The organism is Priestia sp. FSL R5-0597 (assembly GCF_038006305.1).
GTDB lineage: Bacteria > Bacillota > Bacilli > Bacillales > Bacillaceae_H > Priestia > Priestia zanthoxyli.
Genome location: NZ_JBBOUZ010000001.1, coordinates 3,088,033 through 3,112,049 on the forward strand (window position 1 = coordinate 3,088,033; position 24,017 = coordinate 3,112,049).

The 24,017-nt window shown below is 38.5% G+C and carries 27 protein-coding genes; 10 read left to right on the forward strand and 17 right to left on the reverse strand.

Features of this window, described 5'->3' with window-relative positions; genetic code table 11:
• Positions 1-130 precede the first annotated feature (130 nt).
• The 4 genes from MKX72_RS15850 to MKX72_RS15865 form a co-directional block, all read right to left on the reverse strand.
• The gene (locus MKX72_RS15850; RefSeq protein WP_028414415.1) at positions 131-853 is read right to left on the reverse strand and encodes a GDSL-type esterase/lipase family protein; all 723 of its coding nucleotides are present in this window, start codon (positions 851-853) and stop codon (positions 131-133) included.
• 245 nt (positions 854-1,098) lie between these two features.
• Positions 1,099-4,137, reverse strand: a complete 3,039-nt coding sequence (locus MKX72_RS15855) for an efflux RND transporter permease subunit (protein WP_028414416.1) — start codon at positions 4,135-4,137, stop codon at positions 1,099-1,101.
• 122 nt (positions 4,138-4,259) lie between these two features.
• Positions 4,260-4,709 (reverse strand): DUF6188 family protein, encoded by a 450-nt coding sequence (locus MKX72_RS15860; RefSeq protein ID WP_034270292.1) that lies wholly within the window; start codon positions 4,707-4,709, stop codon positions 4,260-4,262.
• Between the two features lie 33 nt (positions 4,710-4,742).
• Positions 4,743-5,318 (reverse strand): TetR/AcrR family transcriptional regulator, encoded by a 576-nt coding sequence (locus tag MKX72_RS15865; protein ID WP_028414418.1) that lies wholly within the window; start codon positions 5,316-5,318, stop codon positions 4,743-4,745.
• A 259-nt stretch (positions 5,319-5,577) separates the two neighbouring features.
• On the opposite strand from MKX72_RS15865, the gene MKX72_RS15870 reads away from it, so the two are divergent.
• Positions 5,578-5,871 (forward strand): DUF3817 domain-containing protein, encoded by a 294-nt coding sequence (locus tag MKX72_RS15870; protein WP_013083888.1) that lies wholly within the window; start codon positions 5,578-5,580, stop codon positions 5,869-5,871.
• Between the two features lie 47 nt (positions 5,872-5,918).
• On the opposite strand, the gene MKX72_RS15875 is transcribed toward MKX72_RS15870, so the two are convergent.
• Complete coding sequence (locus MKX72_RS15875) at positions 5,919-6,293, reverse strand: DUF7674 family protein (RefSeq protein ID WP_028414419.1); 375 nt, start codon at positions 6,291-6,293, stop codon at positions 5,919-5,921.
• A gap of 75 nt (positions 6,294-6,368) precedes the next feature.
• On the reverse strand, positions 6,369-7,646 hold the full coding sequence (hutI, locus tag MKX72_RS15880) for an imidazolonepropionase (RefSeq protein WP_028414420.1): 1,278 nt from the start codon (positions 7,644-7,646) through the stop codon (positions 6,369-6,371).
• Positions 7,647-8,059: 413 nt separating this feature from the next.
• Between hutI and MKX72_RS15885 the strand changes: the two genes are divergently transcribed.
• A complete protein-coding gene (locus tag MKX72_RS15885) occupies positions 8,060-8,323 on the forward strand; it encodes a hypothetical protein (protein WP_013057818.1) in 264 nt (87 codons plus the stop codon).
• A 34-nt stretch (positions 8,324-8,357) separates the two neighbouring features.
• Here the strand turns inward: MKX72_RS15885 and MKX72_RS15890 are convergent, their stop codons facing one another.
• From MKX72_RS15890 to MKX72_RS15900, 3 genes are all read right to left on the reverse strand, one after another.
• Positions 8,358-9,185, reverse strand: coding sequence for an LCP family protein (locus MKX72_RS15890; protein ID WP_047750510.1), 828 nt, complete (start codon positions 9,183-9,185; stop codon positions 8,358-8,360).
• A gap of 133 nt (positions 9,186-9,318) precedes the next feature.
• A complete protein-coding gene (locus MKX72_RS15895) occupies positions 9,319-9,861 on the reverse strand; it encodes a GNAT family N-acetyltransferase (protein WP_028414422.1) in 543 nt (180 codons plus the stop codon).
• A gap of 101 nt (positions 9,862-9,962) precedes the next feature.
• Complete coding sequence (locus MKX72_RS15900) at positions 9,963-10,376, reverse strand: hypothetical protein (RefSeq protein ID WP_033580565.1); 414 nt, start codon at positions 10,374-10,376, stop codon at positions 9,963-9,965.
• A 181-nt stretch (positions 10,377-10,557) separates the two neighbouring features.
• Here MKX72_RS15900 and MKX72_RS15905 point away from each other — a divergent pair, with 181 nt between their 5' ends.
• A complete protein-coding gene (locus MKX72_RS15905) occupies positions 10,558-11,337 on the forward strand; it encodes an undecaprenyl-diphosphate phosphatase (RefSeq protein WP_025751115.1) in 780 nt (259 codons plus the stop codon).
• A gap of 1 nt (position 11,338) precedes the next feature.
• Positions 11,339-11,677 carry a hypothetical protein gene (locus tag MKX72_RS15910; protein ID WP_034270308.1) on the forward strand — a complete coding sequence of 113 codons (339 nt, stop codon included), beginning with the start codon at positions 11,339-11,341 and terminating at the stop codon, positions 11,675-11,677.
• 29 nt (positions 11,678-11,706) lie between these two features.
• On the opposite strand, the gene qoxD is transcribed toward MKX72_RS15910, so the two are convergent.
• The 8 genes from qoxD to MKX72_RS15950 all read right to left on the reverse strand — a co-directional run bounded on the left by qoxD (position 11,707) and on the right by MKX72_RS15950 (position 18,322).
• Complete coding sequence (gene qoxD / locus MKX72_RS15915) at positions 11,707-12,015, reverse strand: cytochrome aa3 quinol oxidase subunit IV (protein WP_013057824.1); 309 nt, start codon at positions 12,013-12,015, stop codon at positions 11,707-11,709.
• 3 nt (positions 12,016-12,018) lie between these two features.
• Entirely contained in the window at positions 12,019-12,627 is a 609-nt protein-coding gene (gene qoxC / locus MKX72_RS15920; protein ID WP_013057825.1) for a cytochrome aa3 quinol oxidase subunit III, read from the reverse strand.
• A complete protein-coding gene (qoxB, locus tag MKX72_RS15925) occupies positions 12,627-14,570 on the reverse strand; it encodes a cytochrome aa3 quinol oxidase subunit I (RefSeq protein WP_013083896.1) in 1,944 nt (647 codons plus the stop codon). The genes qoxC and qoxB overlap by 1 nt, the downstream gene beginning before the upstream one ends.
• Before the next feature lie 46 nt (positions 14,571-14,616).
• Positions 14,617-15,570: a cytochrome aa3 quinol oxidase subunit II gene (gene qoxA, locus MKX72_RS15930; protein WP_013057827.1), complete on the reverse strand. Its 954-nt coding sequence runs from the start codon at positions 15,568-15,570 to the stop codon at positions 14,617-14,619.
• A 566-nt stretch (positions 15,571-16,136) separates the two neighbouring features.
• Positions 16,137-16,715, reverse strand: coding sequence for a hypothetical protein (locus MKX72_RS15935; RefSeq protein WP_013057828.1), 579 nt, complete (start codon positions 16,713-16,715; stop codon positions 16,137-16,139).
• 307 nt (positions 16,716-17,022) lie between these two features.
• Complete coding sequence (locus tag MKX72_RS15940) at positions 17,023-17,370, reverse strand: rhodanese sulfurtransferase (RefSeq protein ID WP_033580561.1); 348 nt, start codon at positions 17,368-17,370, stop codon at positions 17,023-17,025.
• Positions 17,371-17,849: 479 nt separating this feature from the next.
• Complete coding sequence (locus MKX72_RS15945) at positions 17,850-18,002, reverse strand: hypothetical protein (protein WP_186808516.1); 153 nt, start codon at positions 18,000-18,002, stop codon at positions 17,850-17,852.
• A gap of 80 nt (positions 18,003-18,082) precedes the next feature.
• Positions 18,083-18,322 (reverse strand): hypothetical protein, encoded by a 240-nt coding sequence (locus MKX72_RS15950; RefSeq protein WP_033580560.1) that lies wholly within the window; start codon positions 18,320-18,322, stop codon positions 18,083-18,085.
• Between the two features lie 187 nt (positions 18,323-18,509).
• Here MKX72_RS15950 and MKX72_RS15955 point away from each other — a divergent pair, with 187 nt between their 5' ends.
• The 6 genes from MKX72_RS15955 (at position 18,510) to MKX72_RS15980 (ending at position 23,994) form a co-directional block, all read left to right on the forward strand.
• Positions 18,510-18,938, forward strand: a complete 429-nt coding sequence (locus tag MKX72_RS15955) for a PAS domain-containing protein (protein WP_235918739.1) — start codon at positions 18,510-18,512, stop codon at positions 18,936-18,938.
• A gap of 300 nt (positions 18,939-19,238) precedes the next feature.
• Entirely contained in the window at positions 19,239-19,598 is a 360-nt protein-coding gene (locus MKX72_RS15960; RefSeq protein ID WP_028414427.1) for an ArsR/SmtB family transcription factor, read from the forward strand.
• A gap of 31 nt (positions 19,599-19,629) precedes the next feature.
• A complete protein-coding gene (locus MKX72_RS15965) occupies positions 19,630-22,188 on the forward strand; it encodes a heavy metal translocating P-type ATPase (RefSeq protein WP_049165480.1) in 2,559 nt (852 codons plus the stop codon).
• Between the two features lie 57 nt (positions 22,189-22,245).
• On the forward strand, positions 22,246-22,866 hold the full coding sequence (locus MKX72_RS15970; RefSeq protein ID WP_028414429.1) for a class I SAM-dependent methyltransferase: 621 nt from the start codon (positions 22,246-22,248) through the stop codon (positions 22,864-22,866).
• An 84-nt stretch (positions 22,867-22,950) separates the two neighbouring features.
• A complete protein-coding gene (locus tag MKX72_RS15975) occupies positions 22,951-23,457 on the forward strand; it encodes a PCYCGC motif-containing (lipo)protein (RefSeq protein WP_080974266.1) in 507 nt (168 codons plus the stop codon).
• Between the two features lie 219 nt (positions 23,458-23,676).
• Positions 23,677-23,994 carry a DUF3243 domain-containing protein gene (locus MKX72_RS15980; RefSeq protein WP_013083905.1) on the forward strand — a complete coding sequence of 106 codons (318 nt, stop codon included), beginning with the start codon at positions 23,677-23,679 and terminating at the stop codon, positions 23,992-23,994.
• Positions 23,995-24,017 lie beyond the last annotated feature (23 nt).

The window sequence follows — 24,017 nt, forward strand, 5'->3', positions numbered from 1 at the left end:
GCTGAAACAAAAATATTTTAGCTCAAATGAAAAACGAACCACTGATCAGCATGTTTAATCAGTGGTTCGTTTTTTTGTTATGGTGAATGTAGTTTCATCTGTTTCGTTACGCTACGTCTCAACCTCTTTTTTATTCATTAACGTATGACTGAACTTCTTGTTTCCAAACAGCATAGCCTTGGCCTTTTAAATGAAGACCATCCACCGTGAAACTACTTTTTAACTGATTGTTTTTGGATACTTTCGAATACAGGTCAATGTAAGAATCATTATGTTTCTTAGCGAGACGCTCTAAATAGTTGTTTAATGCGATAACATCTTTATTGTCCACTGCGTCGCCGCATTTTTTATTGTTGACGGGCAGTACACTTTGAATATAGACTTTTGTATCCGGTGATTCTTTATGAATACGCTCAAGAATTTCAGCGTAATTGGCTTTGGTTTTTTTTACAGATTTTTGCTCATTTAAATCGTTAATGCCAATCATTAAGAAAATCTTTTTTGGTTTAGCATCTGTAATGCTTTTTAAACGATGCAATACCCCTTCAGTTGTATCATCGGCTACGCCTCGATTGACAATCTGCTTATTATGAAAAAGTTCGCTCCACTCAGAGCGCTGGGTAATGCTATCACCGAGAAATACGATGGACTCTTTAGGAATACTTAATTGCTTGAACAAAGTAGTCCGTTCAATGTAATAAGGATTGTCTCTATAGCTTTGCTTAGACGAACCCTTAGATGACAGCGGATTTTTCATCGCGCTGCTGCTTGTTGCATAAAAAGCAAAAACACCTATGAAAAGGACATTTAAAATAATGGAACTGATAAATACAACTTTCTTTGTTGAACTCACGAAAACGACACTCCTGTACTTTGTATGGTTTTTAGATAACTCTACGATGATATAGTAAAGCTTCCTGTTAACACTCTTTCCCTCCATACAAGACATTTAATCATTTTTTGTAAATAATGATTTTACATAAAAAAGAAGCGGCGCTCGAAAGCGCCGCTTCTTTTTCTATAATATAAGGGGTTAAAACGTACTTTTATTATAACATATAGTCTATGGTCATATTTTCCTCTATTAGAAAATAGTTCTTATGTCGTTTCTTTTTCCAGCTGTTTTTCTCTTTTTACTTGCCTTGCGAAGAAGAGTTCGTATACAACTGGAATAATAATTAAAGTAAGAAGAGTAGATGACGTAAGTCCTCCAATTACCGTGATGGCTAAGCCTTTTGAAATCAGCGTTCCGCTTGACGTAGTAAGCGCCAGCGGGATTAAAGCAGCAATGGTAGCAAACGCCGTCATTAAAATTGGACGCAATCGCGTTTTCCCAGCTTCAATAAGGGCTTCGCGGATTGTCATGCCTTTTTGTTCACGATTTTGGGTAATTCGATCTACAAGCACAATCGCGTTTGTTGTAACGATTCCAATCAGCATTAAGAATCCAATCATGACGCTGACAGACAGCGGTTCTTTTGCAATGACAAGACCAACTAACGAACCGATTGGCACAAAAATGAGTGACGATAAAATGATAAATGGAATACGCGCTTTTCCAAACGTAACGAGCATTGTTAAATACACAAGGCCGATTGCTGTTAAAATGGCTAGACCTAGAGATTGGAAGACTTCTACTGTCTCGTCGCTTCCGCCTCCTCCATCCAAGCTCACATCTTTCGGCAAGTCTAGCTTTTTCACTCCATCTACAACATCTTTGGTCACAGCTTGAACATCATCGCCTTTGATGTCTGCTTCTACTCGAGCAAATACTTTACCGTCGAGCTTTTGAATAGAAGTGAACGTATCAATTGTACGAACGTCAGCGATATCTTTTACTAACACAGGCCCTCTCTCTGTAAACACTTGCAGGTCTTTAATTTCTTTTACTGAGGCAAGGTCTTTATCGTACGAAAGCTGAACCGCTCGTTTTGTATTATCCAATTTTAAGTCTCCAACCGATACCGGTTTGGTTTGATCAGAGATTGTACCGAGCAGCTGAAATCCAGATACCCCGTACTCTGCGGCTTTATCAGGATCTACTTCTACTACAAGCTGCTTTTGCTTATCTGAGAAGTTATTTGTTACATATTTAAGACGTTTGTCTTTGTTTAAGTGGTTTTCCACTTGCTTAGCTGCCTTTTGCAAGTCATCTAAATTAGAAGAATATAAATCAACCGTCACGTTATTATTTGTAGGCGGCCCTCCTGTTGATGCTTCTTGCACATTAACTGTTGCTTTCGGTGATTCTTCTTTCGTGATGCTTTCCATTTTCTTTTGAACTTTATCAATAAACGTATCGACATTCACGCCTTCTTTTACATTCAAGAAATAGCCAACTTGGTTCGGACGTTTTACACCTGTTGAAAAGTCACGTGATCCAACTTCCGTTGTCACGTCTGAAATTTCGTTTTGGTCCGCAAACATCTTTTCAATTTTTAAGGATACATCGTTTGTTTTTTCAAGGGACGTAGATGCCGGTAATTGAACGTTGGCTTGAAGCATTTTTTGTTCTTCATTTGGAATAAACGTAAAGCCAAGTGAAGGAACAAGCGCAAATGATCCAAACAGTAAAATAAAGGATAAAATCAAAATTTTGATTTTATGATTAAGCGACCATGCAATCGCTTTTGCATACCCGCGCTGCAGCTTTCCTTCTTTTTCTTCAGGCGGTACTTTTTTAAATGCAAACTTTGCGAGAATCGGCACGATTGTAATCGCTACAAGAAGAGATGCTAACAGTGAAAAAACAACTGTTAAGGCAAACGGCAAGAAGAACTCTCCTGTAATTCCTCCTACAAAGCCGATTGGCAAGAATACGACAACCGTTGTAATCGTAGACGAGGTAATCGCTTTTAAAATCTCTTTTGTGGACGATTCGACAAGCTCATTGCTCATGCCTTCTTCTGAACGGCGAACGCGTCTGAAAATGTTCTCAATCACAACAATACTGTCATCTACTACGCGCCCAACGGCTACAGCCATTCCACCTAGTGTCATAATATTAAGCGAAATATCAAGCTGGTTTAAGAAAATAGCTGATACTAACAGCGATAATGGAATCGATATAATCGCAATGATTGTCGCACGGAAGTTACGCAAGAAAATCAGCACGGCGAGTGACGCAAATAATGCCCCGAGCAATCCTTCGCGTACTAATGTTTCAACAGACTTTTCAATGCCATCAGCTGAGTCAAAGCCAATTGCGTAGTCTAACTGATCGTCATATTTTTTCAAAATCTTCATCGTTTCGTTGGCCACTTCAACCGTATTAGCGTCTTGCTTTTTTGTGATGGCCATCGACAGCGCATCTTTGCCGTCATAGCGTGTATATTCGCCTTGTTCTGTTACGGCTTCGACTTTGGCAATATCGCCAAGTTTCACAGGCTGTGCTTCAGGGTTCATCGTGGATTTCAGCTGGATTTTCTTTAATGCATCGATCGTGGCAACTTTTTCTTCTACTCGCACTGGAATTTGGAGCTCTTTTCCGTTTAATGTTCCTGCTGGGAAGGAAACGGCTTTTTGATTAATTTGTTCTTTCATCCCATCAAGCGTTAAACCAGCTTGAGCTGCTTTTTCTTTATCGACCGTAATTTGTAAAAGGTCCTCTTTCACACCGCCAACTGAGACGGAGTTAATACCTTGAATTTTATTCAATTCAGGAATCACTTCATCGTTTAATACTTTTTCAAGATTTGCATCATCTTTTGCAAACAGTGAAATGTTGAAAATCGGGAAGGAACCAAATGAAAAACGGTTTACGTCTACATTTGATGACTCTGGCAAATCTAATTCTTTTATCGACGAGTTAATTTGCTGTTCAACTTTATCTAAATCCGTATTAAACGGGAATTCTAAATTAATAATACCGACGTTTTCATATGATACGCTTTGTACGCTTTTAACGCCTTCAATTCCTTTTACTTGGTCTTCGATTTTCGACGTGACACTTTCATTTACGTCATCAGGAGAAGCCCCAGGATACGTTGCTTCAATGGACAGCTGCGGAAATTCGATATTCGGCAGTAAATCAATTTTTAGTTTTGAAAATGAATATAGCCCCGCTAAAATAAGTAAAAATGAAACGATAAACACAGCTACCGCATTTTTTAAACTAAATCTCGTCAAAAAATTCATCTTTTTCCTCCGTTACGTAACTAAGTTATTTGAGAAGCCTTCATCCTTTAATAGCTGCAGACCCGTTTTATTTTTTTAAACAATTTTAGAGTACCCATGGGTCAGTTTTTCGTAAAAAAAACTCACCTCCTTTCATGTGCTGATGAACTGTCTATACAAACTGAAATTTGATGGTCGCACGCTCCCCCTGGAAGCGAGATAAAGGAAAAGCCGTCTTGACCATATAAATCCCAGCCTTCAAAAAACGAGCTGTCATGAAACATATCTAGCGCATACCCATTAGAAAACGCAATTCGAAGTATACCGATATCTTCATACCACTGTATAGAGAGAATGCGCTGGCCAAGCAGCAGCGCTTCGACTTGCTGACGCTGCTCGGCGGAATGTAGCGATTTCCAGTCTGCTTGACCAAGCAAGATGCTGCGTTTGTTTTTTAGTCTCCATGGACATTCTGCCACAAGTCCGCCTTTACTAAATCCAAGAGAAAACGGCAGGGTGTTGTCTGTGTTTACCTTGGTAACGGTTTGTTCTTGAAAATATGAAAAATTAATTACTGTGCTGCTGTTACTCATCATATCCCTCCATTATCAACCAGTACCGACGAGTCATTTTTGGGTCTCAAAATAGCAGCCTTCAATGTATAAGTTCACAATGAACTCCGCATAGTTCATGATATCTTCTTCTGTTATATCATCATCGGAAACGATATCCATCCTATACCCATTTAACATGCTGCAAAACGCTTTTGAGTGTAAAAAAGCGTTTTTTATTTTTTGCTCTTCAATCAATTTAGCAACAAGCCCGTGATAATCCTCAAAAAATTGATGAAGACGACCCATCATTTCTGGCATTTGGTGAGGGGCTTGCCAAAAAGAGTCCGGATATTTTTTAGTTTCGTAAAAAAAGAGCAGGTGATGTTTAGCAACTGAATAGAGCTTTTCGTGAAACGTTTGGCATTTATCTGTTCTTCGCTTTGCATGATACAAAAACTCATCAAACGAACGATTATTAACAGCGATATAAAGCGACTCTTTAGACGAAAAGTACAAGTAAAGCGTTCCTTTAGATACACCCGCTAGTTTAGCAATATCAATCATTTTTGCTTCATAGTAACCTTTGGATCCGAACACTTCAAAAGCAGCATCTAAAATTTTCTCCCGCTGCTGTTTTCGGTTTGTCATGATAAAAATCCTCTCATACGTTTTCGATACTATACATATAAAATAATTAAAATAACTTGTCAACACGTAGTGTGCTTCTTTATACATTGCATCACAAGAGTATGTCAGTTTTTTAAACACAACACTTCTATAGCGCAAATTAAAGCGTTTTCGACTTTTTTGTGACAGATACAAATGATGCTTGTATATGAAGAGCTTGCTATGGTACATTTTTGTCATCGATACAGAAATTTATTCCGTCGTTACGGGAGGAGAAAACATGGTTCTTACATCACCAATCGGTCGCCTGCGCTTAGTAGGAATTTTAGAAGGAATTTCATTTTTACTGCTGCTGGGCATTGCTATGCCGCTAAAATATGCAGCAGGCATACCCGAAGCTGTATCAGTTGTAGGCGCAGCACACGGTGCACTTTTTGTGCTGTATGCTCTTGCAGTCGTTCATGTAAAATTCGCTCATAAATGGTCAATCGGCCGCTCTTTATTTGCATTTCTTATGTCGGTTATTCCGTTTGGTCCTTTTATTTTAGAGCGCCAGCTGAAAAAAGAACAGTAAAAGAAAAGAACGTCACGGACATCATGTTTCCATGACGTTCTTTTTCCTTACTGTTCCGCACTATTTTCGCTAAAGTGGTCAATCGTTTTCCACCACTTCAGTGAGTGAGGTTTTAATAGCATTCCAATTTCTTCTGGACTAATTTGCTGATCTATAATCATTTCATGCATTGCTTGAAAGAGTCCCGTTGTAACAGCTTCTTTCACATCAGATTCACCTTCTATATACAGCTGTTCAATCGCTTCAAACACATCCGGTTCACGTTCGAGCTGGCCGTTATATTCAAGAGAGATCAAATGACCCGCTACTCGGCTTAATTCATGCTGCAGCTCTTCTTTATCGTTGAAGTTGATTTCTTCGCTTGGCTCAAAAGATGGGCAAGCTTCTTTTAGTAATGGAATAACATTTTGTTTTGTAATCATATCTAAATTCCCTGCCTTTGCATGTGTGACAAATTCTCTATTCTTTACCCTTTTCTCTTTTTCTATAAACTTGTTTTACAAAACTTTACCGTTTTCTACAACTACTTCTCCTTTTTTCACTACGCTATCAATATGATTCAAGCCATACTGATATTGAAGGGTTCGATAACTAGAGACATTAAAAATCGCTAAGTCAGCTTGTTTTCCGGCTTCAATACTCCCAATCTTATCTCCTTGATTAATAGCATGAGCTGCGTTAATAGTTGTGGCTACAAGCACTTCTTCAGGACTCATGTTCATATTCATACATGCCAGATTCATCACAAATTGCTGTGAAGTCGTTGGAGATGAACCTGGATTGCAGTCTGTAGAAAGAGTAACTGGAACGCCTAAATCGATCATTTTTCTAGCATCTGGCCATTTCATTCCAACAAATAAGGAATTCCCCGGTAAAAGTGTGGCTACGATCCGTTTTTCAGCCAGTTTCTTTAACCCTTCATCAGAAGCATACAAAAGATAATCTGCTGATATCGCTCCTACCTCTGCTGCGAGCTCTGCTCCTCTGCAGTATTCAAAGGGGTCGGCATGTATTTTAGGAAGCATGCCATGGCTTTTCCCGGCTTCGAGTATTTCTTGACATTGTTGGAATGAAAAAGCATTTGGAAGACATACAGCATCATTAAATGCTGCGAGCTTATAAGAAGAAATTTGAGGAATCATTTCGTGAATAAGTAAATTGACGTATTTCTGCGTATCTCTTTTATATGCTAAAGGTACGACGTGTGCTCCTAAGAAGGTGCTTATGACATCAACTGGGTGTGTATCATTCAGCATTTTAGCGATTTGCAGCTGCTTCAGTTCTGTTTCTAGTTCTAAGCCGTACCCGCTTTTGACTTCTACAGTCGTGACTCCGTGAGCTAGAAAAGACGTAAGACGCTCATAGCTCTGCTGATAAATCCGGTACGCATATTCTTCCTGTGTTTGAACGACAGTGGAGTGAATACCTCCACCTTCTTCTAATAAATCCAAGTAAGAAGTTGGTCTTTCAAATCGCCTATAAAATTCTTCTTCACGAGAGCCAGCGTACACAGCGTGTGTATGAGGATCAATCAGACCCGGAGTCACAATTTTATGAGAAGCATCAATAATCGTTGCATCATTTCTTTCCCTTTCATATTTTTGTTCTAGCTCTTTTGTTGTACCTACGGTCACAATTTGATCTCCTTCTATCCAGACTGAGCCATTTTCAATCACCGTCAAGTTTCTCATTTCTTTGCCAGCTAAAGGACCTTTATTTTCTTTGGCCGTTACAACTTGCGAAGCATTTTTAATCCATAGCGCTTTTTTGGACATCGTTGAATTTCCCCCTTTTCTAGCGTATACCACGTTTTGGGGCTCCATGTTTACCGTAAACTCATTTAGATTCACCTACACATTTCGCACCTCTGCCTTCTTTCTTGTAGGTAGAAATTCGAAAAAGCATGTCCATGGTCTGAAAAGCGTGTTTTTAAGTCTTTAAAGCTAGATAACTTATATTTTTTTCAATTATATACGCTTTTAGACCCTTTTTTTCTCCGTTTTCTTACTTATTGACTGTTGTTTTATACAGATATATCCTTATATACTAAATCTTTTATCACATGTATTTTATAAACATCACGGCGAGGTCCCCTCAATAGGATAAATAATAGATTTCTAGGAAGAGAACGTTTATAATATTCTTTGAAGTTTTACTTTTAGAAAGATTCACTAATGGAGGAAGAAATATGATTGTCAACTATAAAAACCAAGCAACCGGCCATCGCATGAATAACGGCTGGAATCTTTTCTATGCGTCAAACTTAACGATGTGGCGCAAAGATGAAAAGTATTTGCTTTTAGATGAAAACCAAGATGTAGTGATGATCTTTGGCTTTAAAAAAGACGAAATCATTCTAGATAAATTGCAAACGTGGGGCTATACATTTGGTGTCCATCCAGAGAAAAAACAAATTTCTTGCTTGCAGCGTCAAGAAGAAATTGGTGAATAAAAAGAGGGCTGAAAAAATTCAGCCCTCTTTTTTATTAATGGGTTTGTTGAAACATAGCGCTCAGCTGCTTTTTTTCAGATGGTTTTACAACATAATACCATGTACCATCTACCATTTGTCCTTCTCCTTTTACCGTTACCGTTTCGAAATCAGGCCGTCCATTCTTAATGACGTTATACATCGTAAATGCATCGCTGACATCAATATTCGTTTGGATATGCTTTTTTGCGAGCGTGAGAAGACTTGGGATATTTTTCACCGTTGACATGTTCATTCCTTTATCTAATAGAGCTTCCACCACTTGACGCTGGCGATTGTTTCTTCCTAAATCACCTTTTGGGTCTTCATGTCTCATCCGTACATAGGCAAGAGCTTTTTCACCGTTCAACGCATTTTCTCCTTCAGGAAAGATAAATGAATCAAAGACAAAAGGAAACGGGTTATTCACGTTCACGCCGCCAAGTTCATCGACTACATCTTTGAACCCCTCCATATTTACTTTCACATAGTAGTCAACGTCAATATTTAAAAAATTCTCAACCGTGCGCACGGTTAAAGGAATGCCTCCGTATCGATAAGCATGGTTAATTTTCTCATCCGTCCCTTTTCCATCAATGTGCACGCGCGTATCTCTAGGGATCGGCATAACCTTTGCTTTATTATGGCTTTTATCTAAATTGACCACCATTAATACATCTGAGCGGCCCGTATCGCCTGGCCTTTCATCTACGCCCATAACGAGTACATTAAACGAATGAGGCTGCTCTTTAGCAGATGTTTGATGCTGATAGACAATTCCCAACCCAGCGGTTCCTAAAAGCAACATACATGCCGCTAAGATGCCTACTTTGTATTTTTTCATTCATACGGCCTCCTTTACACATCACTTACTCTCTATATGCCTTAATGAATGAAAATTTATACCTTCTTGAGGAAATTTAAGCACACGTCAAAAAAGCCCGCTTGTTGGGAAGCTGGCTTTTCACTAGTAGATGTTAGCTTGATTTTTGATGCACATCACGCTGTGCCCATTCACTTTCTAGCATACTCATTTCAATTAAGCTCCAGTACTGTCCATCTACAAGCCGGACATCTCGAAGAAGGCCTTCGCGTGTAAAGCCAATTCGTTCATAAGACTGAATCGCCCGCTCGTTAAAATCAAAGACGCCGAGCGAAATTCGGTGAAGGCCCAGTTCTTCAAAACCGAAAGCTAACACTTTTTCAAACATGTGCGCGCAAAACCCTTTTCCTCTATACTTTTCACCAAGCAGCACTCGGCCAATTCTTCCTGTTTTATGATAATAATCAATATGAGCCAGGGAAATATGCCCAATAAGCTGTTCATTGTCATCTATTACAGAAAAAGCATAGGTAGAGGCACCATCTTCATTTGCATATCGAATGTAGTGTTTTAACTGTCTAGGAGTAAGCGGAAAAGAAAAGCTAGAGCCGCTCCATTGCACCATAAATGACTCGGAGGGAATCCAATCCATTAGCTGTTTAAAGTCTTTTTTGGAGAACGGTCGTAGAGCTATCACATAATTCTCCCCCTTATTATTTCTGACTTTTCTAAATATATTACATTTATCATAATAAACTGTCAACTGTCTATGTAAAAAAAAGCCATCATTTCGATGACTTATAGCTGTAATGCTTTTCTGAGAAGAGTTAAATCATGAGTAAATTCAAAAAAATAGGTTCTATTTTCATTGTCAAATACCATCATGATTGGTTTTTGATTCGGTTCAAGAACAAAAATAACTTCACTTGCCAGCGTGTTGACCGCACTATTTTCAATTTTCACGGCTGGATCAAGAGGTACTTTAACAAGATAGCCTTTTTTAGGAAGCGGACTTGCCTTTTTATATAAACCAGTAATGGACGCAATACTTTTTTCGGCTTCTTTTTGAACATTTGGAGGTTTGGGCGTTGAACGAACGACTCTGCCCGTTTCAATTTGAAACACCTCTACTTTTGGCTGTTCAGCACTTACTGCTTGCGGAAAAATAAAAGCAGCGAATACGACGCATACAGCAACCCATTTTCGTATCATTTTAAGCACCTCTTTCCATAGTGGATGAGATGGAGATAAGAATGGTCGTCTCTTCTTATACTATGACCTATTTTTACGTATTTATTTCACTAAATGAATGCCTATACTTCCATGTTTTTGTCATGTTCTCAGAACTTCCTCTATACACTACTAATAAGGACACGCTGTATGAGGTGATAAGATGTCGTGGTTTGAAGCATTTATTTTGGGAATCATTCAGGGGCTTACAGAGTTTTTACCGATAAGCAGCACGGGGCATTTGTATTTAGGGCGCCACTTATTTGGCTTAGACGATGCGGGATTGTATTTAGATACGATGCTGCACATGGGCACTCTGCTTGCTGTGTTTGTCTTTTATAAGCGTGAGCTATGGCATATTATTCGGCATCCCTTTAGCAAGCTTACAGGGCTTTTAGTGATAGGAACGATCCCTGCAGTTGCAATTGGTCTTTTGTTTAAAGACTATTTTGACAGCATTTCTAAATCTGGCCTAACGATCGGCTGGGAATTTCTTGCGACGGGACTGCTGTTATGGTTTGGTGATTCCGTAAAAAATGGCTATAAAAAAATGGATCATATTTCATACGGAGATGCTTTTTTTATCGGCTCGTTTCAAGCAGCTGCGATATTCCCTGCTGTATCCAGGTCAGGCTTAACGATGGTAGCTGCGTTAATGCGAAAATTAGACCGTGAAACAGCCGCTTACTTTTCCTTTTTATTGTCGACTCCGGCCATTTGCGGAGCGGTGTTACTTCAGTTAAAAGATGTAGTCACAGGTGAAGTCGAGCAGCTCTCCGTTTTCTTTTTATTCGTCGCTACCCTTTCATCTGCTTTATTCGGTTATGTAGCGGTAAAATGGATGATCAATTATTTAAAGCATCATTCGTTAAAAACGTTTGCGATTTACGTTTGGATATTAGGTGCAGTCGTGCTTGTTTGTCAGTTTACGGGGGTGTTTTAAGATGAAGATAAAAGTCCGGACGCTTTTTTTAGTATTGTTTTTTGCCGGCATTTTAGTCGTGACAAGCTACGTTGATAACAATTCCCAGCAGTCGTTTGACAGCTTAGCTCACCTTTCACTTGATGGAGGAGCTGTTGAAACCTCTGCTGATGAAGACGCTGCGGAACAATTAAATATGTCGGTCAAAGAAGTTCATGTTAAAACAGAAAAAAGAGGCGGATACCGAATTGAAGTATACGAACAAGTAAATGTTTATAGAGATGATAAAGGAAAAGTAGTAAAAAAAGTAGCTACGGGAGAATATCAAACGTTGAAATATAAACTGAATGAAAAAAAATAAACCACTTACCGAAGTAAGTGGTTTTATTTTTAATGGTTAAAGTGAGCTGCAAGAATCCACAGTGTACCAACAACGATACAAAGTGCAATAAAGAAACTGTAAAGAATATTTGCAACCTGTACTTTACCATTTTCACTTTCAGTCATGTGCATGAACATTACTAGCTGCATTGCTGCTTGTAATAACGCTAGGATCATGATAAGAGTCATCGTAATGCTTCTTGATAGATCAGCTAGCACTACTAAACCAAGCGCTGCGAATGTTAAGGCTAGTGAAAGGATAAGCCCAAATACATGACTAAGCGGAAAACCTGCTTTTTGGCCTTGTTTATTTTCCATGTCTTATCCCACCAATCCGTTCAAGTATACAAGCGTGAAGATGAAGATCCATACAACATCAAGGAAATGCCAGTATAAACCGATAATAAATACTTTACGAGCAGTAACTGGTGTTAATCCTCGTCTTACTAATTGAATAATAATACTGATTGCCCAGAATACACCGACTGTTACGTGAAGACCGTGCGTTCCAAGTAGTGTAAAGAACCCTGATAAGAAGGCACTTGTTTGCATTGTTGCACCTTCGTGAACTGCGTACATGTAAAACTCACGAATTTCGTAGAAAAGGAATCCTCCACCAAGAACAAGTGTAATAACAAACCAAACTAAAAGTCCTTTTAAATCATTATTACGCATTTTAAAGATGGCAATTCCCATCGTGAAACTACTGAATAGTAGTAACAGCGTTTCAATCATAAAATCTTTAACAACGAACAGTTCTTCTGCAGTAGGGCCACCCGCTGTACGCGTATGGTACGTTAAGTACGTTACGAACAGCGTAGAGAACAACGCGATCTCGGCACCTAAGAAAATCCAGAATCCAAGGATATTCAGGCGACTTTGTTCTTCTTGGTATTCTAACGGCAATGATTTATCTAAATGTCCTGCCATTATTTGTCACCCCCTGTAATTCCTTCAACCTTCTTGATTTCATCTACTTTTACATAGAAGCCCGGATCATAATCAAATGAACGAGCAAGCATACAAGCAAAAATACCTGCTAATCCAACGATTGCCATTGGAATCCATTCAAATACTAAGCCAAATCCACCGATAAACCAGAAAATACCTGAGATAAACGGCACACCAGAGTTGCTTGGTAAGTGAATTGGTTTTAAGTCTTCTGCTTTAATTTCTGTTTCATTACGTTTTTTCATGTGCCAGAATGCATCCATTTCTTTCACATGAGGAATTACTGCAAAGTTGTAAGCTTGAACTGGTGATTTAGTCCACCACTCAAGTGTACGACCATCCCAAGGATCGTTTGCAGTGTCGCGTTTGTTTTTCCATGCACTGTATAATAAGTTAACTACTAATACGAAGAAGCCAAGACCCATTAAGAATGCACCGATTGTTGAAACTAAGTTTAATCCGTTCCAGCCAAGGTTGTCAGCATAAGTTTGCATACGACGAGTCATACCGTCTAAACCTAGGAAGAATTGTGGGAAGAAACATACGTTAAATCCAACAACAAAAATCCAGAATGAAATTTTTCCTAATTTTTCGTTCAACGTGTGACCGAAAATTTTCGGATACCAGAAGTATAAACCTGCGAAACAGCCAAACACTGTACCAGAGATTAATACATAGTGGAAGTGAGCGATTAGGAAGTAACTGTTATGATATTGATAATCGGCTGATGCCATCGCAAGCATAACCCCTGTTACCCCACCGATTACGAAGTTTGGAATAAACGCTAATGACCAAAGCATCGCAGTCGTAAATTTGATACGGCCTTTATACATTGTAAAGAGCCAGTTAAAGATTTTAACTCCGGTTGGTACGGCAATTAACATCGTTGTGATTGAGAAGAACGAGTTAACTGACGGTGAGTTACCCATTGTAAAGAAGTGATGCACCCATACAAGGTAACTTAAGAATGCGATACCGACCATTGATACTACCATTGCTTTATAACCGAATAAGTTCTTACGAGAATGTGTACTGATAACTTCTGAGAAGACACCGAATACCGGTAAAATAACGATATATACTTCAGGGTGACCCCAAATCCAGAATAAGTTAGCCCACATCATTGGAAGACCGCCGTTAGCCATTGTAAAGAAGGCTGTTCCGAATACACGGTCAAGTGTCATAAGTGCAAGCGCTACTGTTAATACAGGGAACGCGAAAATGATAATAATTGATGTGATGAAGATTGACCAAGTAAACATTGGCATTTTCATCATTGTCATGCCAGGGGCACGCATTTTTAAAATTGTTACAAAGAAGTTGATACCAGTCATTAATGTACCAGCACCAGCAATCTGTAGTGAAACGGCATAGAAGTTATTTCCGATACCCTCACTGAATTCTTTACCTGCAAGCGGGAAGTAACTTGTCCAACCTGCATCAGGAGCTCCTCCGATTACGAAAGAAAGGTTAAATAGCATTGCTCCCATAAAGAATGTCCAGAAACTGATTGCGTTTAAGAACGGATATGCTACGTCACGCGCACCAATTTGTAATGGAACGATTACGTTCATTAGTCCGATAATAAATGGCATTGCCATGAATAAGATCATGATAACACCGTGAGCCGTGAAGACTCCGTTGTAGTGATGTTCATCTAAAATGTTCATACCCGGGAATGCAAGCTGCATACGCATCATGATTCCATCAATTCCGCCGCGGAAAAGCATTAATACAGCTGAAAGGATGTACATGACACCGAGTCTTTTATGGTCAACTGTTGTTAACCATTCTGTCCATAACCATTTCCATTTCTTGAAATATGTTAAGACAAAAACGATACCGATGACCGTCATAGCGATTGCTGCGTCAGCAGCGTAAATCATAGGTTCGCCAGTGACGAAAAATTCATCTAGCTTCATTATGTCTTCCCCCAATCATTACGTTATTTAGTGTAATAAATGAATGTTATTCATGATTTGAGTGATCCATGTTTTCCATTTCTTCATTACTCGTTTTTTCGTCTTCTTTCATCTTGCTGTGATCATGTCCTGTACCACGTTCTAGCTCTTTGCCAGGAATGTATACATCTTTTGCATGGTCAATCCATTTTAAATGTGTACCGTTGTAAGTTTGACGACCAACAACGCCTGGGCTTAGGATTTGATCATATTTCTTTTCAGTCAATTTACCAGCTGTACCTTTTACGTCACTAACCCACTCTTTGAAGTCTTTGTCCGTTTGAGCTTGAACTTCGAACTGCATTTGAGTGAAATGTTCACCCGAGAAGTTAGCACTACGTCCCATATAAGAACCAGGCTTATCAGCTTCTAAGTATAATGGCATTGACATATTGTTCATCGAATATTTTTGTCCGCCAAGTTCTGGTACCCAGAATGAGTTCATAGGTCCTTGAGCCGTTAACTCAAATTTCACTGGCGTATCTGCTGGAATGTTTACGTAGTTAACCGTCTCGATATTTTGTTCCGGATAACTGAAAATCCATTTCCAGTTTGCAGATGTAACGTGAATCACGATTGGATCTTTATCCTTTGATTCTGCCGGTACTTCTTCTGCAGAGTAGATCGCTTTAACAGTTGGCACTGCTAATAGAATTAAGATGATGATTGGGAATGCTGTCCAAATAACCTCCATCTTTAAGTTACCTTCTTGCTCAGGTGGCTCATAGTCCATGTTTTCAGGTTTTTCACGATATTTGACAAGAACAAATATAAAAATAGCAAATACGACAACAACCACGATCAACATCATCCACATAGACCAAATGATTAAATCAGATTGCGTTTTTGCAACAGGACCTTGCGGGTTCAATACAGCAAGTTTTGAACAACCGCTCAAAAATACTAGTGAAAGCGCAGATAGTAAACCTACTAGCTTCCAAAATCCTTTTTTTGGTTTCACTTAAAACTCTCCTTTCTAACAACACATGATGCGAAGCCTATATTGATGAACATTCAAAATGCGCTATCTTTCGCTAGATAACGACATTTTTATACAGACTCTCTTCCCCCTTATTTGTAGGCCACTACTATTGTAATACAAAATGACATTTTTTTCGTCCCTTTTGCTTTATTTTTTTATATTAAAAATATTCTAATATAGTGACTGTACCAATGGGGTTAGAGTGCTTCAACCTTGCGATATTCTATCACATAATTTGGTATGAATAAATGTAAATAAAAGGATTCAGCTCCCATTTCTTAACTATTTCTTTAGGAATAACTGCAAAATTAGCTTTGCATGTTTGCTTCAACATTGATATATCAATACACATCGACATAATTGAATATTTTGTGACAAATTTTCAAAGAAAATGTGACGCCCTGTATGAAACTTATTTTGCCCGTTAATTCCCCTTTGTTTTGTAGCAAATATTTGATTTTTTTGCTTAAAATTCTTTCTTTCGAAAATATGAACAAAACGTGAATTTTTTTAAAAAGCTTTTTATTATAGAAAAAAGCCACGTGTTATTCACGCAGCTCTTGGTCCATAAATTCTTTAACCGTGATATCATCCCCTGCTTTATCTAGCAGCGTTGTCGTTGCTGGAAACGGATGTTTAATATGACTCGGTATTTTTTCATACAGCACAAAATAATCACTTTTTGGAACCGCGGCATCAATTGTATATGTATCGTGCACCAAAGCCGCCTTTACGCGCTCAATTTGTTTACTTCTATTTGTTCCTGTAAACAGCGCATATGTACCTTTATTTGTATGGATATCATCATAATCCACTAAATTGCTCATTTTGGTACTGACTTCAATACGCAGGCGTTTGTTCCATCCTTGCTTCAATACGGCCATTCCTTCTTTATCACCAGGTATGGAGAATAAGGCTATGTATGTATTAGAGTGATCAACCCGTTTAAAATCTTGCAGCGTAATCCTTGCAGAACCATCAATACTTTCTTTATGCTCCCAATTTCGCAAATGCTGCTGCACACTTGCAGCATTGTTTTCAATCGGATATCGAATCATCTCATACGCAACAATTACAACCGCTATACAAATGAACAGAAATAGCAACCGCTTTATCTTTCGCACATCTATTCACCTTCCTTAGCTTACTCCCCTTTTATGTAATTGCCTAAATTATAACTTCCTATCAAACCTCTGTCTATGCACTAGGAGAACTACGTTTTTTTTTACCACAAAAGGGATTTTTCAAACCTTTTGTCATAAAAATACGCTAAAAGACTCAGTAGCTGTTGAACCAAAAGAAACCGATCTCCACTCCCCTTCTTAATCCTTAAAGCAAAAAAAGATACCCATTTTGAAATGAGTATCGCTTAGCTTATCTATTATATCCTTCTATATCAAAGTCGTTTAAGGCTTATTTGCCGTTTTTTTATTATACACATCTTTCCGCACACATGTATCCTTTGACCTGATATCCATGTTTTTTGAGCTGCCGAATGCTTAAATTTCGGGAAATGCTGTCAGGAACAATTACGACCACTTCTTTATATGGAATTTCCTCATGCTGTCTCTCTAAATAAGGAAGCGGAATATGGATTGCTTTTTGACAGGGGTTTTGTTTCATTTCATGAAAATGACGAACATCTACATACGAAATCGTTGTAGAAGCACAGTCGACGGTCGTCACTTTCTTTATTCCTTGCACCGGCACATAGCGTTTATAAAAACTGTAACAAATTAATAAAAGTAAAATACCTATGCTCATATATAATATCGCCATGTTTTCCTCCCAACTAATTTCTATACCCCTGTATGTATACTATATTCAAAAGAAAGAATCAACACAGAAGTACTCTATCTCATTTCTCTCTGTAAGAAAAATGGTCTTTTTACACTTTATTATGAAACCACAATAAAGTGACGAAATCAATCATTATTTATTTTGATTTTTCGAAAGATTTAAATACTAGTAAACAGATCGTTTTTTCTTATTATAATGAAGAAACGCAGAATTATTATCTTCATTTCCCCTTTTCTGTCCCGTTAAGGCTGAGGTTCGCTTATGAGTAATATAGTAGACCCAATGTTGCAAGAACGTAGAAAAATGATTCTAAAAACGAAGGATGCGAGATAGGATAGTATGAACACGTGAAGCGAAAGACTATATTGTGATTGGCTCAGGAAAATACGAGTTAACTTAGAAATGCGATATACACAAAAAAAGGAAAGCTTCGGAGACGAAAGCTTTCCTTTTCTAGATTAATCTCCGTCAAGGTTTGCACGACAATTATTATGAGACAAAGAGGTACTTTGTGCTTCATGCTGTTTTTTCTCACCCTGCATTGTCATATTTTCTCTGTCCTTGCTCCCTTTAGCAATATGTTTAGTTTTCTTTCCTTGGTTTAATGTCATGTTCATTCCCCTTTCTGGTGGATATAGTGTGTGAAAATAACTCACACGCCATAAGAGGAAATGATATGAAAAAGCCCCTCTTAAATTGAGTGAGCTTTCTGCCTAAAACTGCTTTTCCTTTTATTGCTGAATCCGCATGAAAGGATATTCTCTATTTTAAACGTTCGTTTCTCGTTCCTTAGTAAGCACCAAGCTTTTACGCTCTGAGGATCAATTTTATACACAATGATAAATCGCTGTGTCAAACATCCTTTATCATCCATATAAATAATTTCAACAGGTCGTTTCGAAGAGTAGCTTTCTTGAAGTAGCCGTTCCATAGAATTCGCTCCTTTAATTTTTATTTTACCGAACACACGTTCCTTTTTCAAGTGTTGTAAACTGAATAATTCGGTAGCTTTTACAGCTTAAAATGGAGAAAAGAGTGGGAAAAATGATAAAAATCATACAAATATTAGGTAATTGTGATATGGTAAAAGAGATTACTTAAGTTGGGAGAGGTGCATGATGGAAAGTAACATACTTAAATGGATCCCCGTTCCTTACTTTCAATTAAATCAAGAAGGTGAAATCCTGCATTTTTCTAGTCAAGCACATTCTTATTTTTCTTCAGTCTCCAGTCTGTGGAGCATTATTCATAAAGACGACCGGAAACAAGCAATGTGGATGCTGTCACAGCACTCTTCATCTAACCCCATCATCAGGCATTTGCGTTTGAGAACGAGCGATGATACATTTGTGAATTTTAAATGCACGATTCATTGGAAAAATAATGTTGGTCATTTAGTATGCACCAAAAAGAAAAATGTCAAGGATCCATTAGATGTTGTATTATCTGCTCAATCCTATTTAGAAAACTCAGACAAGCGATTAAAAGAATCGGACAAGGTGTTAAATAATGCAGCAGATTTATTATTTAATCGATTAAAACGATAACCAAATGAACATAATTTGCGCTGTATTCGGTTATTTCTCTCATTTTTAAAAGTCATTGAAAGGCTACCTATAGGGGTGGCTTTTTGTTTTGTTCTACACGTAAAGTCATTCTCTTTTTGTCCGCACCATTTAGTCCAGAGTACATACACTAATAGGCATACTTTTCATATTTATTCTTTCTATATTTATGTTTTGCTCAAAAAAAAAGTCCGAATAATCAATAAATGTTTGAACATTTTTTAAAATTGGCATATATTATAAACAAACAATCATTTGAATGTTTGAATGAAGGAGGAAACTATGCCAAAAGATCGCTGTGATATTTATTGTTTTAACGAAGAAAAGGTGAATCGTATTAAGCCTTCTATCGATGTTGAAGCTGTTCAGGATATTTCTACGATGTTCAAAGCGTTGGGAGATGAAACGCGGCTGAAAATCGTATTAGCCCTTTATAAAGGTGAGGAATTATGTGTATGTGACGTAGCCAACATTGTAGGCTCTACGGTTGCTACTGCTTCTCATCACTTAAGACTGCTGCGAAATATAGGAATTGCCAATTATCGCAAAGAAGGAAAGTTAGCTTTTTATTCTTTAAGGGATGCACATATTAAACAAGTAATTGATATTATGTTTGCTAAAAAAGAAGATGTAACCATTTAAGTTTTTCTTACCGTATAGGGAGTGGGACACAATGAAACACGAAGATAAAAAACATCATCACCATACCGGAAGCTGCTGCAGCGGCCCTTCTTCATCAGAAATTGAGAACAGCCCCTGCTGCTCCTCTTCTTCAGAAGCCGCACCTACTGAAGAACCTTCTTCCTGTAGTACAAAGAGTCACGCACACAGTCACAGCTGCTGTTCAGATACAAGTGCGTTAACGACCGATAAAAGCCAGCATTCGTGCTGCAGCGATCACGATATAGCAACAGGCAGTGACATAGAAGAAACGGCTGAATACCGCGTGTATGGAATGGATTGTCCTTCTTGTGCTGCTACGATTGAAAAAAGTTTAAAAACGTTAAACGATATTCAACACGTAGCAATCAACTACAATACAGGAAAGCTTCAAGTGGCGGCGGCAAGTGAATCAGCTCTGTCACTCATTCCAAACTCAGTGGAAAGACTGGGCTTTAGTATTGAGCCTATTCAATCAAATAAGAAAATGAAAACGTATTTGATTGAAGGAATGGACTGTGCAGCTTGTGCAAACACGATTGTGAATCATTTAAAAACAGTTCCTGCTGTCAAAGACGTACGCGTTAACTTTTCAACGGGAAAAGCACAAATCGAACATGATAATGAAGCTGATGACATTATTAAAGAAGTATCTAAAGCTGGGTATACCGCTACTTTAGTGACCAGCAGCAGGCAGCCGGCTGAATCTCGGCACCATAAAGGCAAAAATGGTCCGATTATTTTTTCAGGTATTCTTATCGCACTAGGTTTTATCGGTTCTCATACAGGAATTGCTTCTTATATGACAACTGTACTGTACGCTATTGCCATGATTGTTAGCGGATATAAGCCGGCTAAAAGTGCTTATTACGGAATCAAAAGCCGTTCTTTAGACATGAATGTTTTAATGACCGTTGCAGCACTTGGAGCAGCTGTTATTGGTGAATGGCTTGAAGGTGCTACGGTCGTCTGGCTATTTGCTTTAGGTGTAGCTCTGCAAACAAGATCAATTGAACAAACAAGAAACTCGATACGAGGTTTGATGGATTTAGCTCCTTCTGAAGCATGGGTAAAGGAAAACGGGCAGCTGATTAAAAAAGCTGCGGAAGATATTTCAATTGGCAGCACGATTGTCGTAAAGCCAGGAGACCGAATTCCGCTCGATGGTGAAATTATAAACGGGGAATCCAGTATCAACCAAGCTCCTATTACAGGTGAATCTATTCCCGTTGATAAAGTAATGGGCGATGCTGTCTATGCCGGCACGATTAACGAAAGCGGATCGTTAGAAATTAAAGTAACAAAGCTAGTCGAAGATACGACCATTGCTAAAATCATTCATTTAGTGGAAGAAGCACAGGAGAAAAAAGCGCCGACTCAAGCATTTGTTGATAAATTTGCAACCATTTACACACCTATTGTCTTTATTTTAGCTTTATTCATTATGGTCATCCCTCCCCTGTTTGATGGTGCATGGAGCGAGTGGTTTTACAAAGGGCTTGAATTATTAGTTGTCGCTTGTCCATGCGCGCTAGTCATTTCGACTCCCGTCGCCATTGTATCTGCGATTGGAAACGCGGCGAAAAATGGTGTGCTCATTAAAGGTGGGACGTTTTTAGAAAAAGCCGGTGCAATCAATGCGATTGCTTTTGATAAAACAGGAACGCTAACAGAAGGCAAACCAGCCGTTTCAGAAGTTGTTTCCCTTGCTGCTGAAGAAAATCAGCTTTTAGCGATAACCAAAACGCTTGAAGATTATTCGAATCACCCTATTGCCCGCGCTATCGTGGATTATACTGCGGAGAAAAAAGTCGTTTCTTTACAAGGATCAAATTTTAAAATCCTTACGGGAAAAGGCGTGCAAGCAACAATTCAAGACACGGTTTATTACGCAGGTAATGCAAAATTATTCTCAGATTTAGGAACACCTCTAACACACTGCTGGTCTCAGATTGAAAAGCTTCAAAACGAAGGTAAAACGATTATTATTGTCGGAACAGCTAAAAGTGCTCTAGGCATTATTAGCGTAGCTGATACCATCAGACATACAACCATATCTGCTTTAGAAAGCCTTAAGCAAAACGGAATGCAGCAAATTGTGATGTTAACCGGTGATAACGAAGGAACAGCTAAAATGATTGCTTCTCAGTCTCGGGTAGACCGCTATTTCGCTGATTTGCTGCCTGAAGACAAAGTAAAGGCCATACAGCAGCTTCAACATGAAGGGTATCAAACGGCTATGGTTGGAGATGGAATTAACGATGCCCCTGCCCTTGCTACTGCTGATCTTGGCATTGCAATGGGCGGTGCTGGTACTGATACAGCCATGGAAACAGCTGATATTGTCCTGATGGCAGACAATTTAGAAAAGCTTCCTCATACAATGAAGCTAAGTCGCAAAGCGTTAGCTGTTATCAAACAAAACATTTGGTTTTCTATTATTGTTAAAGTCATTGCCTTAGCCTTTATCTTCCCAGGGTGGCTTACTCTGTGGATTGCCGTCTTAAGCGATACAGGAGCAGCGCTACTTGTTATTTTAAACAGCCTTCGCTTACTCAAAATGAAAAAATAAATGGAATCTATAAGCTTTCCAGCATGCGTTGGAAAGCTTATTTTTAGGAGGGTTTACGTGAATAACCGCTGGAACCAATTTATTTATAAGTGCTGGGCCCCTTTTTATGATGTCTTTTTTAATAACGGGATGTTTTATCGAGCCAGAAAAAAAGTCTTTCAAGATGTCCCCTTTTCGTCTGAGCAGCGCATTTTATTTGTAGGTGTTGGAACGGGTGCCGATTTAGCTTTTATTCCTCATCAAGTAAATGTAACAGCCATCGACTATTCCAGTGAAATGCTTCAAAAAGCAAAAGATAAATACAAAAACCCGTCTATAACTTTCCACCAAATGGACGCTCAGCAGCTAACATTCGACTCTTTTTCGTTTGATGTTGTTGTAGCAAGCTTGATTCTTAGCGTAGTACCTGATGCAAAGCAAGCTTTAAAAGAAATGACAAGAGTAGTAAAGCCCAAGGGAACAATCCTGATTTTTGATAAATTTGAAACCAAAAAGAAATCCGCGGCTTTTCCTAAAAAAATATTCCGCCTCTTCGTAAAATTACTAGGAACAGATATTGGCCTCTCTTTTGAACATATGCTTGAAGCAAGCCGGGATCAGCTTATCTTGAAGGAAAATTCAAGCGTCATGTTGAAAGGTATGTATCGGAAAATTATTTTGCAGAAAGTTGATGAATGACTTCAAAGACGAATGATGTCTTTTTAACGTGATGGATGTACATATTATTTTCTATCTTTAATTGAAGAAAGGATGAACATTTTGATGATGAAATCAAAGGTCATACCAGTTGTCCTTGCAGCAGGCATGGTGTCCGGCTGTGGAAACGAAAGTAAAGAAAGTTCAGCTAACAAACATACAGAAACAACACAACATGAAGAACATCAGCCGCACACATTAGGGGATAAACGAGAAGAAACAAAAAATAGTGAAACTCTCCCTTCCTTTCTGAGTGACAAGCCCGAAGATATGCAACTTATTTATGCAGCCGCTGCTAAGCATCAAACCTTACTAGAAAACATTCCTTGCTACTGCGGATGTGGAGAAGAAGCTAATCATCAAAACAACTATGACTGTTTTATCTTTGAAAACAAAGAAAACGGCGCAGTAACGTGGGATGATCACGGAACAAAATGCGGTGTCTGCTTAGAAATAGCGGCTCAAGCTGTAGTAGACTACAGCAAAGGCAAAAGCATCGAAGACATTCGTCAAGAAATTGATCATAAATATAAGGAAGGCTATGCCACGCCTACTCCTACGCCGGAAGTATGATGCTTCAGTATAAAAATCATGAAAAGACTTTTATTTCTTTATTCAAAGTCTTTTTTTGTCATTTTATTATTGGTTGATAAAATCTCGTTTGACCTCACCTTTTTAAGTCCTTGTAAAACGCCATCATGTAAAAATAACACATTTGGACGTTTATTTACTGAACCCTCAGGGAATATGCTTTCTAACACCCAAATATAACCATGAGAGGAGAAAAAATCTATGAGTAATTCTGTAGAAACAAATCATTCAGCAAAAGTTGAAGGAGCAATTAATTCTATGAGCGAGGAGAAAAAAGAGGATATTCTCTCTAGCTTCGAAGGATTTAAAAGTTATCTAGGGGACAAGGTCTCAAAAGGTGAAAAGTTAGGGATGAATGAGGAACAGCTGGCTAAAACAGCTCAGAAAGTAGCTGATTATCTCGCTAAGCATGAAGAGCCTCGCAATCGAGAGGAAAACCTGCTTCACGAACTGTGGAAAGTTGGAGACAAAGAACAGCAGCATCACCTTGCCCATATGCTTGTAAGATTAGTTCAATAATAAAAAAGATGACACGCTGCCGT

Bases quoted from the DNA above. Each gene is read 5' to 3' on its own strand.
- MKX72_RS15945 (WP_186808516.1), bottom strand. From the start codon at position 18,002: ATGACATTAAACCAAGGAAAGAAAACTAAACATATTGCTAAAGGGAGC.
- MKX72_RS15950 (WP_033580560.1), bottom strand. From the start codon at position 18,322: ATGGAACGGCTACTTCAAGAAAGCTACTCTTCGAAACGACCTGTTGAA.
- MKX72_RS15980 (WP_013083905.1), top strand. From the start codon at position 23,677: ATGAGTAATTCTGTAGAAACAAATCATTCAGCAAAAGTTGAAGGAGCA.
- qoxC (WP_013057825.1), bottom strand. From the start codon at position 12,627: ATGGCAGGACATTTAGATAAATCATTGCCGTTAGAATACCAAGAAGAA.
- MKX72_RS15865 (WP_028414418.1), bottom strand. From the start codon at position 5,318: ATGACAAACCGAAAACAGCAGCGGGAGAAAATTTTAGATGCTGCTTTT.
- MKX72_RS15885 (WP_013057818.1), top strand. From the start codon at position 8,060: ATGATTGTCAACTATAAAAACCAAGCAACCGGCCATCGCATGAATAAC.
- MKX72_RS15910 (WP_034270308.1), top strand. From the start codon at position 11,339: ATGAAGATAAAAGTCCGGACGCTTTTTTTAGTATTGTTTTTTGCCGGC.
- qoxD (WP_013057824.1), bottom strand. From the start codon at position 12,015: ATGGAAAATAAACAAGGCCAAAAAGCAGGTTTTCCGCTTAGTCATGTA.
- MKX72_RS15965 (WP_049165480.1), top strand. From the start codon at position 19,630: ATGAAACACGAAGATAAAAAACATCATCACCATACCGGAAGCTGCTGC.
- MKX72_RS15890 (WP_047750510.1), bottom strand. From the start codon at position 9,185: ATGAAAAAATACAAAGTAGGCATCTTAGCGGCATGTATGTTGCTTTTA.
- MKX72_RS15975 (WP_080974266.1), top strand. From the start codon at position 22,951: ATGATGAAATCAAAGGTCATACCAGTTGTCCTTGCAGCAGGCATGGTG.
- MKX72_RS15870 (WP_013083888.1), top strand. From the start codon at position 5,578: ATGGTTCTTACATCACCAATCGGTCGCCTGCGCTTAGTAGGAATTTTA.
- MKX72_RS15900 (WP_033580565.1), bottom strand. From the start codon at position 10,376: ATGATACGAAAATGGGTTGCTGTATGCGTCGTATTCGCTGCTTTTATT.
- MKX72_RS15955 (WP_235918739.1), top strand. From the start codon at position 18,510: ATGGAAAGTAACATACTTAAATGGATCCCCGTTCCTTACTTTCAATTA.
- hutI (WP_028414420.1), bottom strand. From the start codon at position 7,646: ATGTCCAAAAAAGCGCTATGGATTAAAAATGCTTCGCAAGTTGTAACG.
- qoxB (WP_013083896.1), bottom strand. From the start codon at position 14,570: ATGAAGCTAGATGAATTTTTCGTCACTGGCGAACCTATGATTTACGCT.
- MKX72_RS15855 (WP_028414416.1), bottom strand. From the start codon at position 4,137: ATGAATTTTTTGACGAGATTTAGTTTAAAAAATGCGGTAGCTGTGTTT.
- MKX72_RS15960 (WP_028414427.1), top strand. From the start codon at position 19,239: ATGCCAAAAGATCGCTGTGATATTTATTGTTTTAACGAAGAAAAGGTG.
- MKX72_RS15875 (WP_028414419.1), bottom strand. From the start codon at position 6,293: ATGATTACAAAACAAAATGTTATTCCATTACTAAAAGAAGCTTGCCCA.
- MKX72_RS15940 (WP_033580561.1), bottom strand. From the start codon at position 17,370: ATGGCGATATTATATATGAGCATAGGTATTTTACTTTTATTAATTTGT.
- MKX72_RS15905 (WP_025751115.1), top strand. From the start codon at position 10,558: ATGTCGTGGTTTGAAGCATTTATTTTGGGAATCATTCAGGGGCTTACA.
- MKX72_RS15860 (WP_034270292.1), bottom strand. From the start codon at position 4,709: ATGAGTAACAGCAGCACAGTAATTAATTTTTCATATTTTCAAGAACAA.